General features: G+C 69.0%; 10 protein-coding genes and 1 CRISPR repeat array (1 of these 11 running past the window's edge). Of the genes, 8 read left to right on the plus strand and 2 right to left on the minus strand.

Translation table 11 applies throughout. The features are described 5' to 3' along the window. Positions 1–10: a CRISPR direct-repeat array (repeat unit 28 nt) (it extends 446 nt beyond the left edge of the window). Between the two features lie 197 nt (positions 11–207). The 8 genes from BUE43_RS13775 (at position 208) to BUE43_RS13815 (ending at position 11,742) form a co-directional block, all read left to right on the plus strand. Beyond that, positions 208–3,177 carry a CRISPR-associated helicase/endonuclease Cas3 gene (locus BUE43_RS13775; protein WP_073483080.1) on the plus strand — a complete coding sequence of 990 codons (2,970 nt, stop codon included), beginning with the start codon at positions 208–210 and terminating at the stop codon, positions 3,175–3,177. 244 nt (positions 3,178–3,421) lie between these two features. Further along, the gene (casA, locus tag BUE43_RS13780) at positions 3,422–5,146 is read left to right on the plus strand and encodes a type I-E CRISPR-associated protein Cse1/CasA (RefSeq protein WP_200797504.1); all 1,725 of its coding nucleotides are present in this window, start codon (positions 3,422–3,424) and stop codon (positions 5,144–5,146) included. Continuing rightward, the gene (casB, locus tag BUE43_RS13785; protein ID WP_073483084.1) at positions 5,143–5,781 is read left to right on the plus strand and encodes a type I-E CRISPR-associated protein Cse2/CasB; all 639 of its coding nucleotides are present in this window, start codon (positions 5,143–5,145) and stop codon (positions 5,779–5,781) included. The genes casA and casB overlap by 4 nt, the downstream gene beginning before the upstream one ends. 125 nt (positions 5,782–5,906) lie before the next feature. Next, on the plus strand, positions 5,907–7,052 hold the full coding sequence (gene cas7e / locus BUE43_RS13790; protein WP_073483086.1) for a type I-E CRISPR-associated protein Cas7/Cse4/CasC: 1,146 nt from the start codon (positions 5,907–5,909) through the stop codon (positions 7,050–7,052). Further along, the gene (gene cas5e, locus BUE43_RS13795; RefSeq protein ID WP_073483088.1) at positions 7,052–7,897 is read left to right on the plus strand and encodes a type I-E CRISPR-associated protein Cas5/CasD; all 846 of its coding nucleotides are present in this window, start codon (positions 7,052–7,054) and stop codon (positions 7,895–7,897) included. Before cas7e ends, cas5e begins: the two co-directional genes overlap by 1 nt. Next, the gene (gene cas6e, locus BUE43_RS13800) at positions 7,869–8,708 is read left to right on the plus strand and encodes a type I-E CRISPR-associated protein Cas6/Cse3/CasE (protein ID WP_234995715.1); all 840 of its coding nucleotides are present in this window, start codon (positions 7,869–7,871) and stop codon (positions 8,706–8,708) included. Before cas5e ends, cas6e begins: the two co-directional genes overlap by 29 nt. 977 nt (positions 8,709–9,685) lie before the next feature. Then, positions 9,686–9,967: a type I-E CRISPR-associated endoribonuclease Cas2e gene (cas2e, locus tag BUE43_RS13810; protein WP_073483091.1), complete on the plus strand. Its 282-nt coding sequence runs from the start codon at positions 9,686–9,688 to the stop codon at positions 9,965–9,967. An 812-nt stretch (positions 9,968–10,779) separates the two neighbouring features. Next, positions 10,780–11,742 (plus strand): streptomycin biosynthesis protein, encoded by a 963-nt coding sequence (locus tag BUE43_RS13815; RefSeq protein ID WP_234995716.1) that lies wholly within the window; start codon positions 10,780–10,782, stop codon positions 11,740–11,742. Here the strand turns inward: BUE43_RS13815 and BUE43_RS13820 are convergent. Both BUE43_RS13820 and BUE43_RS13825 read right to left on the minus strand, forming a co-directional pair. Further along, entirely contained in the window at positions 11,712–13,463 is a 1,752-nt protein-coding gene (locus tag BUE43_RS13820; protein WP_073483095.1) for an ABC transporter ATP-binding protein, read from the minus strand. The genes BUE43_RS13815 and BUE43_RS13820 overlap by 31 nt on opposite strands. After that, positions 13,460–15,091, minus strand: a complete 1,632-nt coding sequence (locus tag BUE43_RS13825; protein WP_073483097.1) for an ABC transporter transmembrane domain-containing protein — start codon at positions 15,089–15,091, stop codon at positions 13,460–13,462. Before BUE43_RS13825 ends, BUE43_RS13820 begins: the two co-directional genes overlap by 4 nt. Between the last annotated feature and the right edge of the window lie 102 nt (positions 15,092–15,193).

Genomic DNA, 15,193 nt, shown 5'->3' on the forward strand with positions numbered 1-15,193 from the left:
CGGGGCCGACACTTGCTGACCTGGGGCTTTACCGGGCTTGGTCGGTCGTTTTGACCATTTGCTTTCGGAACATGCTGTTCGGGGTGGGCTGCTTGGCTGGGTTCGGTGCCATCACGGGCTTCCTGTTGGCTTGTCCTGTTCGCCCGAGTCTGTCGGTGTCACGTCCTACGCTCTCACGTCGGGTACCGCTGAGGCCGAGGAGGTTGGGTGCGGTTCGGTGTGGGTGACGACCCCCAGATCGTGCGGTGGCTGGGTGTTCTGTGGGGGAAGTCGAAGGAGCGGGCTGGCGGTGTGATGAATCTGCTGATGTCGCACCTGCTGGACACAGCCGCCGTGGGGGAGGTGCTCTGGGATCACTACCTCGCGCCGGCAACACGTGAGTTGTTGGATGAAGTGGCAGGCGGGCCAGGGCGCGGCAGGGCACTGTTCGCGTGGCTGTGTGGAATTCACGACTGCGGGAAAGCCACCCCGGCTCACCAGCGTCTGTGGCCCGAAGGGGCACAGGCTGTCAACAAGGCTGGTCTGACCTGGCATGAGCCGACGGCGGCACGGAATCGCTGGCGACACGATCTGGCAGGCGGTTGCCTGTTAGAAGAGGCTTTGGAACAGGCGGGGTGGCATGCAGGCCATGTGGCATGGGTCTGGCCGCTGGTGGCGGGCCACCACGGCCTGATTCCTGCCGAGGGGGAGTTACCGGAGCCGAGCAGGGCCAAGGGGCAACTGCGGGGGAACAGCGACTGGCGCCGGGTTCAGGCTGCGGTGATCGAGTTCTTCACCCGCGAACTGGGATTCGCTGATCTGAACGCGGTGCAACCCGTGCTGGTGCCTTCGCGGGCGACGCAGTTGCACCTGAGTGGCCTGGTCGTGATGGCGGACTGGATCGCCAGCGACGAGAGGCACTTCAAGGGCATTGACGATCTCGCGAGGGTGAGCATCGAGGGGGCTCGGGAACGAGCCGAGCGGGCGTGGGCTGACCTGGGACTGCGCCGTGGATGGGGGGCTCGGGCTGAGCCCGGACCGGAGGCATTCGAGGAACGCTTTGGCCAATCGCCGCGACCGTCGCAGAGTCTCGTGATCGAAGTTGCCCGGACGATGGCGGAGCCCGGTCTGGTGGTGGTCGAGGCGCCGATGGGCGAGGGCAAGACCAAGGCCGCACTGGCCGCCGCCGAGATCCTGGCTGCCCGGTTCGGTGCGGACGGCGTCTTCGTGGGGATGCCGACCCAGGCCACCAGCGACCCGATCTTCAGCCAGGTGCGTCAGTGGCTGGGGAAGGTCGGTCCGGAGCTGCCCTCGCAGGTGGCGTTGCTGCACGGCAAGCGCAAGTTCAACAAGGAGTGGCGGCGGCTGCTGGAGTCCTCCCCGGATGAGGCCGAGGAGCGGTTCGGCGGTGTGGACGAGTTCGGGATGGCTGACGAGGATGACGCCTACGGGTTGCCGTCATCCCCAGGTTCCGGGCAGCGGGAACGGCAGGTTCCGGCCGAGTGGTTTCTGGGCGCCAAACGCGGACTGCTGTGCCCGTTCGTAGTCGGAACTATCGACCAGTTGCTGATGACGGCGACGCGCACCAAGCACGTGATGCTGCGAATGGCCGGGCTGGCGGGCAAGGTCGTGGTGCTGGACGAGGTCCACGCCGCCGACGTCTACATGTCGAGGTTCCTGGCCGAAGGGCTGTGGTGGCTGGGACAGGCTCGCGTGCCGGTCGTGCTGCTGTCGGCGACCCTGCCACCTCGGCAACGCCAGCAGCTTGTCGAGGCGTACCTGGCCGGAGCGGCCTCGCGTGAGGAGTTCGCGCTCGAAGCTCCCATCCAGACCGTGGGCTATCCCTGCGTGACGACCGCGTGGCTCGACACGAACAGCCAGGAGCCGGTGGTCAGGACGAGCGACACGTCGTCCTGGCGGGCTGATCTCCAGGTCGAGGTGGAGGTGCTCGCCGAGTCCATTCCCGACGCCAGGGCGAGCCGCGAGCAACGGCGCCAGGCCCAACACGCCGCTGACGTCGCCGTCGCGGAACTGCTCAGGCAGCGCCTCGGGCAGGGTGGGTGCGCGCTCGTCATCCGCAACACCGTCGCCCGCGCTCAGTCGCTCTACGAGCTGTTGCGTCAGCCAGCGTGGTTCGGGGAGGACGTGGATCTTCTGCACGCCCGCCTCATCTCCCAGGAGCGGGCCGACCGCACTGAGCGCTGTCTGACGATGCTCGGTGCTGCTCGTGACGACACGGACGAGGAGAGCGTCCAGCGGCCGCAGCGCTTCGTCCTGGTCGCCACCCAACTCGCTGAGCAGTCCTTCGACGTGGATGCCGACCTGCTGGTCACTGATCTGACGACCATCGACTTGCTGCTGCAGCGGATCGGTAGGCTGCACCGCCACGACAACGTCATTCGTCCGGCAGGTGTGGACCGTCCGCGCGTGGTGATCACGGGATTCGACCCTGGTGCGGGGAAAGCGCCGAACATCCTGCCCGCCAGCGAGGTGATCTACGGGCGGTACCTGTTGATGCGCTCGGCCGCCCAAGTCCTCCAGGCCGCCACGGTGTCCACTGAGGACAGTGCGAAGACTGGGAACAGCTGGGCGATCCCCAGTCAGGTGCCGGACTTGGTGGCTTGCGTCTACGAGCCCGCGCGGCAAGTGGTGCCGGAGGCATGGCGGGATGTCGAGCAGGCGGCGTGGGAGGAGTGGGAACAACGGCAGCGCGACCGCGCCAGCAAAGCTGACGCTTTCCTGTTGACCCGGTTGGGAGAGCACGAGAGCCGCACTCTGGCGGGGCTCCATTCCTCTGGGCCGTCCAGCGCGGGGACGGAGAGGGACATGGAGGCTGTGGTTCGCGACGGCGAGCCCAGCGTCGAGGTGATCCTGGTGAGGCGAGACGGGGACCGCTACCGTACGTTGGCTAGCCGGCCGTTGACACAGAACGGAGATGTCGCTCCAGACCTGCTTGACGAGGTTCTTGGCGCGACAGTGCGTCTGCCGTCGAAGTTCACCGCCGTCGCCCCCAGCCAGCTGCGGCCTCTTGCCGGGTGGTACGGCCATCCCTGGCTGCGGCACAGCCTGGCGCTGGTGTTGGACCAGGCTGGCCGCGCCGAGGTCGACGGGCAGCCCTTCTGTCTGCCCAACGGCACAACCTTGCGCTACGACAAGAAACTTGGACTGGTGGAGGAACCAACTACCGCCGGCCGGTAGGGGGCGGGGCGGTTTCGTGGGTGGTGGGATGTGTCACCCCCGAAGCCTTCCCCGCGTATGCGGGGCCAACCTGGAAACCCTGACCCGGCACATACACAGCCAAGGCACATCCCCGCCGGTCGGCGGCCACTTCAGCGGCGCAGGGCACCTCAACATACCCCGTTGTTGACCCAGAGCAATGAGCTGATACTCTCTGTCGTCAGATACAAAGCCAGTTCGTCCCGAGGGGCATATGGTCAACTTAGTGGACGACCCGTGGCTGCTCGCCTACCCCTGCGAAGGGACAAAGGTGGAGGAGCACTCGCTACGGGATCTCCTGCTCGACGCACACAAGTTCCGTGACCTTGTCGTGGACTTTCCCACGCAGAAGCCTGCACTGTTTCGGCAGGTCCTGCTGCCGGTCCTGCTTGCCGCGTTAGGGCGTCCGCACGACCCAACCGCCTGGGCGCCACTCTTCCAGCAGGGGAGGTTCACGCAGGGCCAGCGTGACCAATTGGGACGCTATCTCGACAAGCACCGCCATCTCTTCGAACTGTTCGACGACGTCAACCCCTTCGCCCAGGTCGCGAACCTGGAGGCCGTCAGCGGTGAGACGAAAGGGACGGCGTCGCTGGTGGTGACAGCGCCGACGGGCAACAACGTTCCCCTGTTCTCCTCCCGTTCCGACGCCGACCCTCTGGAGTTGACTCCCGCGCAGGCAGCCCGATGGTTGATCCACGCGCACTGCTGGGACACTGCCGCGATCAAGACCGGGGCAGTGGGCGATCGGAACGTCAAAGCGGGGAAAACGACCGGAAATCCCACCGGCCCGCTCGGCCAGATCGGCTTCGTCATGCCGGTCGGCCGTACCCTCTACGACACGCTGCTGCTGAACATACCCAGCGGGCCGGCGCTCCCCGCCACTGATAGTCCTCAGTGGACGCGGCGAAGCACCAGTGGCAGGGTGGAGGAAACTCGCTCCGTTGCTCTCCCTGCCTGGCAGTCCCGTGATGCCACAGGTCTTTTGGACCTGTGGACGTGGCAGTCACGGCGGATTCGGTTGATCCCTGAGCAAACCGACGATGGTGTGCGGGTGTCCCGGGTGATCATCGCGGCGGGCGACCGGATGACGCAGGTGCCCGACATCGAGCCGCACACAGCGTGGATCCTGGAAGCCACTGGGAGTGTGGGCGGGAAGACCAAGCAGGGCAAACAGCGACAACCACTGCCACCGCGCAGGCCCCGGCGGCATCAACCGGGCAAGGCTGTATGGCGCGGGTTGGACGCCCTGCTGGCGGTGAGCCGAGAAAAGCGTGAAGCGAAACTGAAGGCCGCCGGATACGCGACCAGCGATCTGCTCATCGAGATCAACGCACGACGAAAGAAGATGCCTTTGGACTACCCGCTGCAGATCGAGGTCAGCGGAGTCGTCTATGGCAACCAGTCCGCTGTTGTTGAGGATGTGATCTCGGACTCCATCCCGCTGCCGCTGGCGGCCCTGAGTCACGGCTCGTTGGCCAGGGCGACCATCCTGGAAGTCGTTTCCCAAGCCGAGGGCCTGGCCAACACGGTCAACAACCTCTCCGCTGACCTGCGTCGTGCGCTCGGGAGTGAGCCGGTCCCGTGGGACAAGGGACAACGGCCAGGTGAGGTGGTCCTGCACGCCCTTGACGACCTGGTCCGGCGGCTGTTGGTCGGGCTCCGCGCCGCCGGTGAGGACTTTGACCTGGTTGAGCGTGGGCATCTGGCATGGGAGCAGAAGGCTCGCTCGGCGACCGTGCAGGTCGCCGAGCGGCTGATGGAATCGGTTCCCGGCAGTGCGTTCCTCGGTCATACGATCCAGAGCGACCGGGAACAGCGCAGCTACCGCCTCGCTACTGCGGAGGCGGGCTTCTGGCGGCAACTTGATCGCATCCTGCCGCGTGCTGCCGCCGCCAGGAAAAGTCGCGAGCGGGACGGCGAAAAGACCACGAAAACCGAGGAAGCATGAGCGAGAAGACTCCCTCGCGCTACTGGACACGGTTCATCGGCGCTGACGGGAAGTGGCGTCGGCTCAAACGGAGGCCGCAGGGCGAAGGCAAACAGAGGCCGCCGCGCGAAGACGAACAGAGGCCCCCAGGTGAGGATCTGGCGGTGTTGCGGTCAGGACTCGGCCGACCAGCGGGCACGGTGTTCGCGGTGGTGCCGTTCTACACCTCGCCCATCGACGACCATGCCGCCCGCAGGGGTGAGGTCTCGGCGGAACAGGCTGCCGAGCACGTGGCACTGGCCCTGTTCGGGCTGCACCAGCAAGGCCAAGATTCTCCGATGCACAAGCCGGGTCTGAGCGTGGGACGAGCGCTGCGGCGCTTGCGGCAGAGCGGGAGGTTCGCTGAGGAAGCTCTCGACCGGCGAGTCACCGCGACCGTGAACGCGACCAGTGTTTCCTCGTTCGCATATCGGTTGCGTGGTCTGGTCGATCAACTCCGGTCCCAGGGCATCCCGCTCGACTACGACCTGCTGCTGAAGGACGTCCTTGACTGGCATCACGCTGATGGGCGCCAACGAGTACGACGGCGCTGGGGGCTTGCCTACTTCGACTGGAGTTCCCCGTCCACCGCTGACGCCCAGTCCGTCGAATCCTGAGCAGCGCCTTCCGCTTCCCGCGCCGACCTTCCCTGCGTGATGAGCAAAGTTGTTGCCTGCCAAGGTGTTTCGGTGATTCTTTTCGTTTCGGCGGTCACTGCCGCCACGTCGACCACGGAGATCTGATGGCCCAGCGTCGTTACCTGGACGTCCACATCCTGCAGACCGTTCCCCCGGCCAACCTGAACCGGGACGACCAAGGGAATCCCAAGGAGGCGTACTTCGGTGGGGTGCGTCGCTCCCGAGTGTCCTCGCAGGCATGGAAGAGGGCGACGCGGAAGTTCTTCGACGAGCACGAGAGCGGACTGTCCAAGGAGGACTTGGGCGTTCGGACCAAGAGGATCGTCAGCAAGTTGAGTTCGGCGGTGGTCGAGCACACCACTGCCGTGGACCCCGAGACGGCGGGCAGGCTGGCGGCGGAAGTGGTGTCCACCCTGGGAATCAAGCCGGGGAAGAAGGAGGGTGACACCGCCTACCTGCTGTTCTACGGGCGGCGCCAGCTCTCGGCGTTGGCAGACCTCGTCGCGTCGCGAGCCGAGGAACTGGCCGTCCTCGACGAGTCGGCGCTGAAGAGCGAACTCAAGAAGCTGCCGATCGCGGACACGTTGGGCAAGGGGCATCCGGTGGATGTGGCGTTGTTCGGGCGAATGGTCGCTGACGTCCCCGCGCTCAACGTCGACGCCGCCACGCAGGTCGCCCATGCCCTGTCCACCCACGCCACCGAGCTGGAGTTCGACTACTTCACCGCGGTGGACGACGAGAACGAGAAGGAGGAGCCCGGGGCCGGCATGATCGGCACGGTCGGCTTCAACTCGGCCACCCTGTACCGCTACGCCACCGTGGGGCTGCACCAGCTCGTCGACAACCTCGGGGACGTGGACGCCGCCCGCCGCGCGGCCGGCCTGTTCGTCGAGTCGTTCGCCCGGTCCATGCCCACGGGGCACGGCAACGCGTTCGCCCACCGGACTCTGCCCCACCTCGTCGCGATCAGCGTGCGGGCGGACCAGCCGGTGAACCTGGTCTCGGCGTTCGAGAACCCCGTACCCGCGAACCAGGGCATCGCGGCCGCCTCGGCTCGACGTCTCGCCCGCGAACAGCGCACCGCTGTGCGCAACTGGGGAGACCAGCCCCTGCACCAGGGCCTCTGCCACAGCTTCGGGGACGAGGAGCTCGCCGCCGAGCTCGCCGAGGCGTTCGGGCCGGCGCGAACCTTCGCCGAACTGCTCACCGAACTGGACGCGCACCTCGCCGGGTTCGGGGAGCACGCCTGATGGCGACCCCCAGTCCCGGCACCCCCAGTGATGAGGGGCAGGCTGTCCTGCTCCTTCGCCTGGCGGGGCCGTTGCAGTCCTGGGGCGACCGCAGCGCGTTCAACCGGCGTGACACCCGACCCGAACCCACCAAGTCCGGGATCGTCGGGCTGCTGGCCGCCGCTGAGGGACGCGCCCGAGGCGAGCCGATCGCGGACCTGACCGACCTGCGGCTCGGCGTGCGCGTCGACCAGCCTGGACGACTGCTCCGCGACTACCACACCGTGAGCGACTACCGAGGGGGTCCGCTTCCCCAGGCCGGAGTGTCGGCCAAGGGAGTGCAGAAACTCACGTCGCCGCCCAAGTTCACCCATGTCACGACCCGCTTCTACCTGGAGGACGCGGTGTTCGTCGCTGGTCTGGCCGGCCCCCGGGACCTTCTGGAGCGCCTCGACAGCGCTGTCCGCCGACCGGCGTTCCCCCTGGCGTTGGGGCGTCGAAGCTGCGTTCCCACCCAGCCGTTGAGCCTGGGCCTGCGGGACGGGTCACTGGAGACCGTGCTGGCGAACGAACCCTGGCAGGTCCCCGAACGGGCTCAGCGGCGCGGCCGTCGTCGCGTGGACCTGAGTGCTGTGCTGGACGTCCAGGAATCGGGCAACGACCGGGATGCGGACGATGACTCGAAGGCGCGCGAAGACCTGGTCTACGACGTGCCAAGCACCTTCGACCCCCGCGCCAGGTCCTTCACCTCCCGCCGAGTCCAGCACACGTGGTTGTCGGTGCCGACCATGGCCACCGGCAGCGGCACCGACACCGAACCGGACGTCGACTCCGGCCATGACCCCTTCGCCCTCCTCGGCTGGTAAGCACATGCCCTACCTCTCCCGAATCAGGATCAACCCGCTGCGGAAGGCCAGCCGCTCCATGCTGGCCAGTCCCCGCGTCCTGCACGCCGCCGTGGTCAACGCGATTCCCGACCACCCCACCACCGAACGCAGCCTGTGGCGCCTGGACGCCGATGATCCGCGCCGCCCGCACCTGGTGGTCCTCACCCAGTCCCGTCCGGACTGGAACCACCTCGTCGAGCAGGCCGGGTGGCCCGAGGCCGACGGCGAGCACTTCGTGATCGCCGACTACAACCGGCTGCTGACACGGCTGCGGACCGGGCAGGAGTTCGCCTTCCGCCTGACCGCCAATCCCGTGCAGAACACCATGACCCCAAACAAACTCACAGCCCATCAGGCAGAGGACAGCGACACCGAGCGGAGCCGGTCGTATCGCCTCGGCCACCGCACCGCGGCGATGCAGCTGAGGTGGTTTCTGACCAGGACGGACAAGTGGGGGTTCGAGGTGCCCGAAGCCACCACAGCCGCACCCGCTGTCGACCTCGGCCAGCAGCCCACGCACCAGGCTGACACGGACGACGTTCTTGGCCAGACCCCGAGGGACGTGCGCATCATCGCGCGCGAACGCCGCTCGTTCAGCAAGCGAGACGGGAAACCTCCCGTGGTGTTGTCCACCGCCACCTTCCAGGGCCGACTTCGCGTCACCGACCCAGAACTGCTCACCGAACGGCTGCTCACGGGCATCGGGCCGGGCAAGGCCTACGGCTGTGGGCTGCTCACCCTCGCCCCGCTGACGAACACGGTGACGGGAAACGGGGGCGCACGTGGCTGACATCTGGTGGAAGGCCGACCCGCTCGACCTGCACCGCCTGGTTGACCGCGTTTCGAGCATTTACGTGGAACGCAGTCACATCGACCGGGACGAGAACGCGGTCGTCCTGATCAACAAGCGAGAGACGGTGCGGGTGCCCGCCGCGTTGATCGCCGTCATGCTGCTCGGTCCCGGCACTCGTATCACCCACGGTGCGGTCAATCTGCTCGGCGACTCCGGCACAGCCGTGTGCTGGGTCGGCGAACAGGGCGTCCGGCTGTACGCCTCGGGATTGGGACCCAGTCGCGGCGCCGGACTGCTGAATCGCCAGGCCTGGCTGGTCAGTCGCCGCCAACCCTCGCCTCGCTGTACGGGACGCGCGACGTCTCCGAGCTGTTCAGACGCATCTACGTGGCAAGGAAGGTGCCCGGGCGCGCAAGTCCTGCCAAGAGCACTCCCGCACCGGTATCCCCTGGAGTGGCTGTGGGTCCGCGCCGGTGATCCCTTTGCGGCCGGTGACGACCTGAACAGGTTGCTGTCGGGGACCAGGCGTCCTCTACGGCATCTGTCAGGTCGTCATCGTCGGCTTGTGCCAGCCCGGGGCTTGGCTTCCCACCGGTCGGCCACCTCGTTCGTCATGGACAGCCGCTCTGTACAAGGTTGACTACACCATTCCCCGTTCGACCTCACCGCCAGGAGACTCGTCAAGGATCGCGAAGCCCGGACCTCCTTGCGAGATGGCATCGCGGAGAACCTGCTTCTGGGCACGAACACTGTGATGCGAAAGCGTTGCCGACACCTGAGGAAGGGAGGGTGAGGAGCTCGACCCCCTGAACGGGCTGTGGGATGAGGAGGTTGGGTGGGGCCCCTGGTGGAGACAACTGGTCCAGCCTGCCAACCGATAACGCTATGTCGCTGGTCGATCCCGGGATGGGGGAGCGGCACATCGCGGTGGTCGGCCCGGAGTTCGACGCTCCCGATGACGGCGCGAGGCAGCCATGACCACCGTCATCGTGCTCATCGCCGCGCCCGAGGGACTACGCGGACACCTGACCAGGTGGATGGTGGAGGTCAACGCCGGGGTGTTCGTGGGTAACCCGAGCCAGCGCGTCCGCGATCGGCTCTGGGACCTGCTGGCCAGCCGAATCGGTGATGGACAGGCGGTGCTGGTGGAGCCAGCGGAGAACGAGCAGGGTTGGGCGGTCCGCACCGCTGGCCGAGACCGCTGGCATCTCGCGGACGTCGACGGACTGGTATTTTCGGGGCGTCTTCACCAATAAAACCCCAAGTCAACAAGTGTCGTCCCCCCATGCGGGGATAGCTCGGCCGACTACACCATTCCCCTCGCGTTCGACCTGTCGTCCCCGCGCGTGCGGGGATAGCTCCCCGTTGTCGCCCAGCAGATAGACCCGTTTGACGTCTCGTCCCCGCGTGCGGGGATAGCTCTCGAGACGTGGGAGATACGGACGGCCTGCGTCTCGTCTCGTCCCCGCGTGCGGGGATAGCTCGCTCGCCGAGCGCCTCGGCGAGCACTGAAGGAGGTCTCGTCCCCGCGTGCGGGGATAGCTCCCCGGCGGCGACCAGGGCGTCGCGCAGCTTGGCGTCTCGTCCCCGCGTGCGGGGAACGCTCCAAACCGTCTCGCCTCTGTGTGCGGGGGACCACTCTGTCGTTTCAGCCTTCGGCTGGGGGCTGTGGCGGGGTGGGCGCAGTGGTGAGGGGGCCGCTGGCGTGACTGGGTGGGGGAGCTGGGGTGGTGGGGGTGCTCTTTTCGTGGAATGCGGTCACTTCTTGGGGTGAAGGGGGGTGGTAGGGGTCCTGGGGGCGAGTCCAGGGTGGGGGGCTGAGGTGGGAGGTGACCGGTGGTGTGCCGCTCGCCTCGGTGAGGAGCAGGGGCCGGCGGACGGGTTGACACCGGAGGGACGCCAGATGCGGGTTCGGTCGGGGGCCGGGACTGCCCCTGCGACGAGACGAGAAACTGGGGAGCAGGTGGCGGGTCAGGGGGCGCGGCGCGGCGAGAGCGGCGCCGGCACGAACGTGGAGAGTGTCCCGATCAGCTCGTTGGTTCCGGCCGATTCGCCGAGAACCGGGGGCGTGGACCCGGAGCACGTGCGGCGCCTCGCGGACTCGGACAGCCCGTTTCCCCCGATCGTCGTGCAGCAGGGCACTTTGCGGGTGATTGACGGCATGCACCGGTTGCGCGCCTCGGCGTTGAGGGGTGATTCGCACATCCAGGTGCGGTTCTTCCAGGGGACCAACGAGGACGCGTTCGCGCTCGCTGTCCGGCTGAACGCGTCGCACGGTCTGCCGCTGTCGCGGTCGGACCGGGTCAACGCGGCGAGCCGCATCCTGGTGTCGCATCCGCAGTGGTCGGATCGCGCGATCGCGTCGGTCACCGGTCTGGGGAGCAAGGCGGTGGCGGCGTTGCGCCGGCGTTCAACTGACGCGCTGCCCCGGTTGAACAGCAGGACCGGACGGGACGGGCGGGTGCGGCCGCTGGACCCGGCGCCGGGCAGGAGGGCGGCCGCGGAGTTGATCGCGGAGAACCCGGGGGCGTCGTTGCGGGAGATCGCGCAGCGGGCCGGGATCGCCGTCGCGACCGCGAAGGACGTGCGGGAGCGCCTCCGGCTCGGTCAGGACGCGGTGCCGCTGCCGCGCAGCGGTGAGCAGGGCCATCGCGAGGCGGGTGGTCGTCGGGTTCCGGGGCCGGTCGCCCGGCCGCCCGTGCGGCGGGGACCCGACCTGGACGTCCTCAAGAACGATCCTTCGTTGCGGTACAACGAGCAGGGGCGAGCGGTGCTGCGTCTCCTGGGCGCCAGCGCGATCGGTATCGAGGACTGGGACCGGCTCATCGAGAGCGTGCCCGCGCACTGCGTGGACGCGGTGGCCGAGGCGGCGCGGAACTGCGCCGAGCGATGGCGCACCTTCGCCGTGGAGCTGGAACGTCGCCGGGTGGCCGCGGCCCGCCAGCGACCCGATGCGGGCCGAGCACAGGAGGGTGCGACGGAGTCCTGCGGTGAGGTACGTCAGGAAGCCGTGCACACGAGTTGGGCGTAGGGGCCGCCCGCGGTCAGCAGCTCGGTGTGGCTGCCGAGTTCGGCGATGCGGCCGTTGACGAGCACCGCGACCCGGTGGGAGACCGCCGCCGTGTGGAGCCGGTGCGCGATGGCGATGACGGTGCGGCCGGCGAGCACCCGGGTCAGCGACCGTTCCAGCTCGCGCGCGGAGGTGGCGTCCAGCAAGGAGGTCGCCTCGTCGAGCACCAGGGTGTGGGGGTCGGCCAGCACCACGCGCGCCAGCGCCATCTGCTGGGCTTTCGCGGCGGGCACGGGATGTCCGCCGGAGCCGAGTGGGGTGTCCAGCCCGTCGGGGAGGGCCGCGGCCCACTCCCGGGCGCCGACGGCGGCCAGGGCGTCGAGGATCTCCGCGTCGGTCCAGTCGCCGCCGGCCGGTTGGGCGGGCAGTGCCAGGTTGTCCCGCAGCGTTCCGGCGAACACGTGGTGTTCCTGGGTGAGCAGCAGGACTTCCCCGCGTCGGACGTCCTCGGGCAGGTGGGAGATCTCGGCTCCGCCGATGGCCACCGAGCCGGCGGTGGGCGTGGCGATGCCCGCGAGCAGCCGGCCGAGCGTGGACTTGCCCGCGCCGGAGGGGCCGACGATCGCCAGGCGCTGCCCGCACGGGATCGTCAGGTCGATCCCGTGCAGCACCTCGTGTCCGTCGCGGTAGCCGAAGCGCACTCCGGTCACCGTGATCTCCTTGCCCGCTGGGGATTTCGCTGCCACCGGGGTGGTTCGGGCCGCGGCGGGTCGCGGGTGCACCCCGAGCACGCGGCGCAGTGCCGCCGCGGCCACCTGCAGTTCCTGCAGCCACAGCAGGGCGTCGTTCAGCGGCGTGATCATGGCCTGCTGGTAGGCGAGCACGGTGGCGATCGTGCCCAGCCCGGCCCAGCCCAGCCCGTAGGCGAGCCCGCCGAGCGGCAGCATCACCGCGATCGGCAGGAGGTAGCAGACGTCCAGGGACAGCAGCCAGGTCAGCCGCAACCGCCGGAACAGTTGTTCCCGGCGCACGGCTTCGTGCAGCAGCGCGTCCGTCGCGGCCTGCCGACGTTGGTTGAGCGACAACGCCTCCGCGGTGCGCGCGCCGACCACGGTCTCGTGCACGGCGGCCTGCACCGCTGCCCACGAGCCCAGCGCGCCGAGCACGGCGTCGGGCACGCGTCGCTGGTACCAGCGGTTGGCCGCGACCAGCAGCGGGACCGGGACGAGCAGTGCCAGGCTGAGCAGCGGTGCGGTGACGACCATGGCCACCGCGGTGAGCAGCACCGTGATCACGGCGATCAGGAGTTCGGGGACGGCGTGGCGGATCGCCTGGTTGAGCCGGGAGACGTCCTTGGTGGCGCGGCTGAGCAGGTCGCCGGTGCCCGCCGTCTCGGCCGTCTCCAGGCTGAGCCGCAGCGCGTTGGCCACGAACCGCTCGCGGGTGTCGGCGAGCACCGCCTCGCTGAAGAGGCGGCACCGGACTCTGGCGGCTCCGCGCGCGAGAGCCTGCAGCAGCAGCACGGTGACGAACATCCCGGCCAACAGGTCGATGGTGGCGACGGTGGTGCCGCCGTCGATCCCGTCGACCATCGCGCCGAGCAGTTGGGGCCGGGCGAGCCCGATCGTCGTCGCCAGGCAGAACAGCCCGAGCACCAGGCCGAACTCCTTTTTTCGCCCGCGCACGGTGGTCACGGCCCAGCGGCGCACGTCGCGGGGGGTGGCGAGGGGGAGGCCGGTCATACCGCCGCCCTGAGGCTCAGCGCCCGGTCGGCCCAGCGTGTCCACAGTGGACTCTGGCTGAAGACCACGGTGGTGCGCCCGCGTCGCAGCTCCGCGACCCGTTCGGCGATTCGCGACTCGGTGTGCGCGTCCACGGCGGAGGTCGGTTCGTCGAGCAGCAGCACGTCGGCGTCGGTGGCCAGCGCGCGGGCCAGGTTGAGCCGTTGTCGTTGCCCGCCGGACAGTTCCCACCCGCGTTCGCCCAGCGTCTCGTCGAGGCCGGCCGGCAGCGCGTTGACGATGTCGTCGGCGTCCGCGGCGAACACCGCCGCGCTCACGCTCATCAAACTGGGGTGTGCCGGTGTCAGTTGCTCGCGCAACACGCCGGAGAACCAGATGTCGCTGTGGTGGGCGCACACGACGCGCCTGCGCAGCTCGGCGAGTGCGACCTGTCGCACCGGCACGCCGCCGACCAGGACGTCCTCCCCGGGCGCGGTGTCGGCGAACCCGGCCAGCCGGTCGGCCAGCGGCGCTCCCGCCTCGCCGGCGTCGATCACCGTCAGCAGTCCCGGTTCCACCCGCACCCCCGACTCGGTGTCCACCAGCGACAGCGGGCCGTCGGGAAGCGGCACCGGGTGCGGCGGGTCGGAGCGGGTCGGTGGGACGGCGAGGACGGCGAGGACCCTGTGCGCCGACACCAGACCGCCGGAGAGGGCGTCCGCCGCCTCGGTCATCGTGGTCACCGGCACCACCAGGTAGGCCGACGCGGCGTAGAACGCCACCAGTTCGCCCACGTCGAGGGTGCCGTCGAGGGCCAGCCGCGCCCCCCACCAGACGATGACCACCGTGACCAGCCCCGGCAGGGCCACGTTGGCGGCGGACAGCACGCCCTCGCTGCGAGCGATGGGCCGGCCCGACTCCCGCACCCGTTGGCTGGCCGCGCGGAAACGGCGCAGGAACCGCTGCTCGCCGCCGATGCCCCGCAGGATGCGCAGGCCGGAGACGATGTCCGCGCCGAGCGCGCTGGCCTCGGCGAAGCGCTCCCGCTGCGCGGCCGTGCGCCGCTGCAGCGGCGTGAACAGCGGCTTGATCCCCAGCACCGCCAGCGGCACGCCGACCAGCGCGACCCCGCCGAGCACGGGCGAGCTGCCCAGCAGCGCCACGGCGACCACCACGAACCCGACCGCCGTGCCGATCACGCGTCCGAGCACCGTGAAGCCGTTGCCGATGTACTCCAGGTCCGAGGAGGTGACGGTCACGACCTCGCCGACGGTGGTGGCGTCGCGGACGGCGGTGCCCGCCCGCGCCAGCTGGGCCGTCACCAGTTGCTGGGTGCGGCGGACGCCGTGCAGGCGCAGACCGGTGGCGAGGAAGTCGGAGACCGCGCTGAAGGCGGACTGCGCCACGCCCAGCCCGGCGGCGACCAGCGCCCACAGCCAGATCCCCCGCCAGCTCCGCGCGTCGATCGCGCCCACCCCGTGCCCGATCACCAGCGGCAGCAGGGCGCCCGGCAGCGCCCACAGCGTCGAGGTGATCGCCGTGCCGGCCACCAGCCACGGCCGCTCCCACAGAATCAGCCACAGATATCGGCCGCCGCCGAGCGGCCGCCGCGAACGTGTCAAGCTTTCCGGGCCGCGCGTTCCCGTCATTGTTCACCCGCCTCTCCTGGCGCGGAATCTTGACAGTCCGGTGGGCCCACCTCAAACTTTGGTTCCACTTCCTTGACGCTCACGTTCCTTACGAGTGCGCGG

This window comes from Streptoalloteichus hindustanus, assembly GCF_900129375.1.
Classification (GTDB): domain Bacteria; phylum Actinomycetota; class Actinomycetes; order Mycobacteriales; family Pseudonocardiaceae; genus Streptoalloteichus; species Streptoalloteichus hindustanus.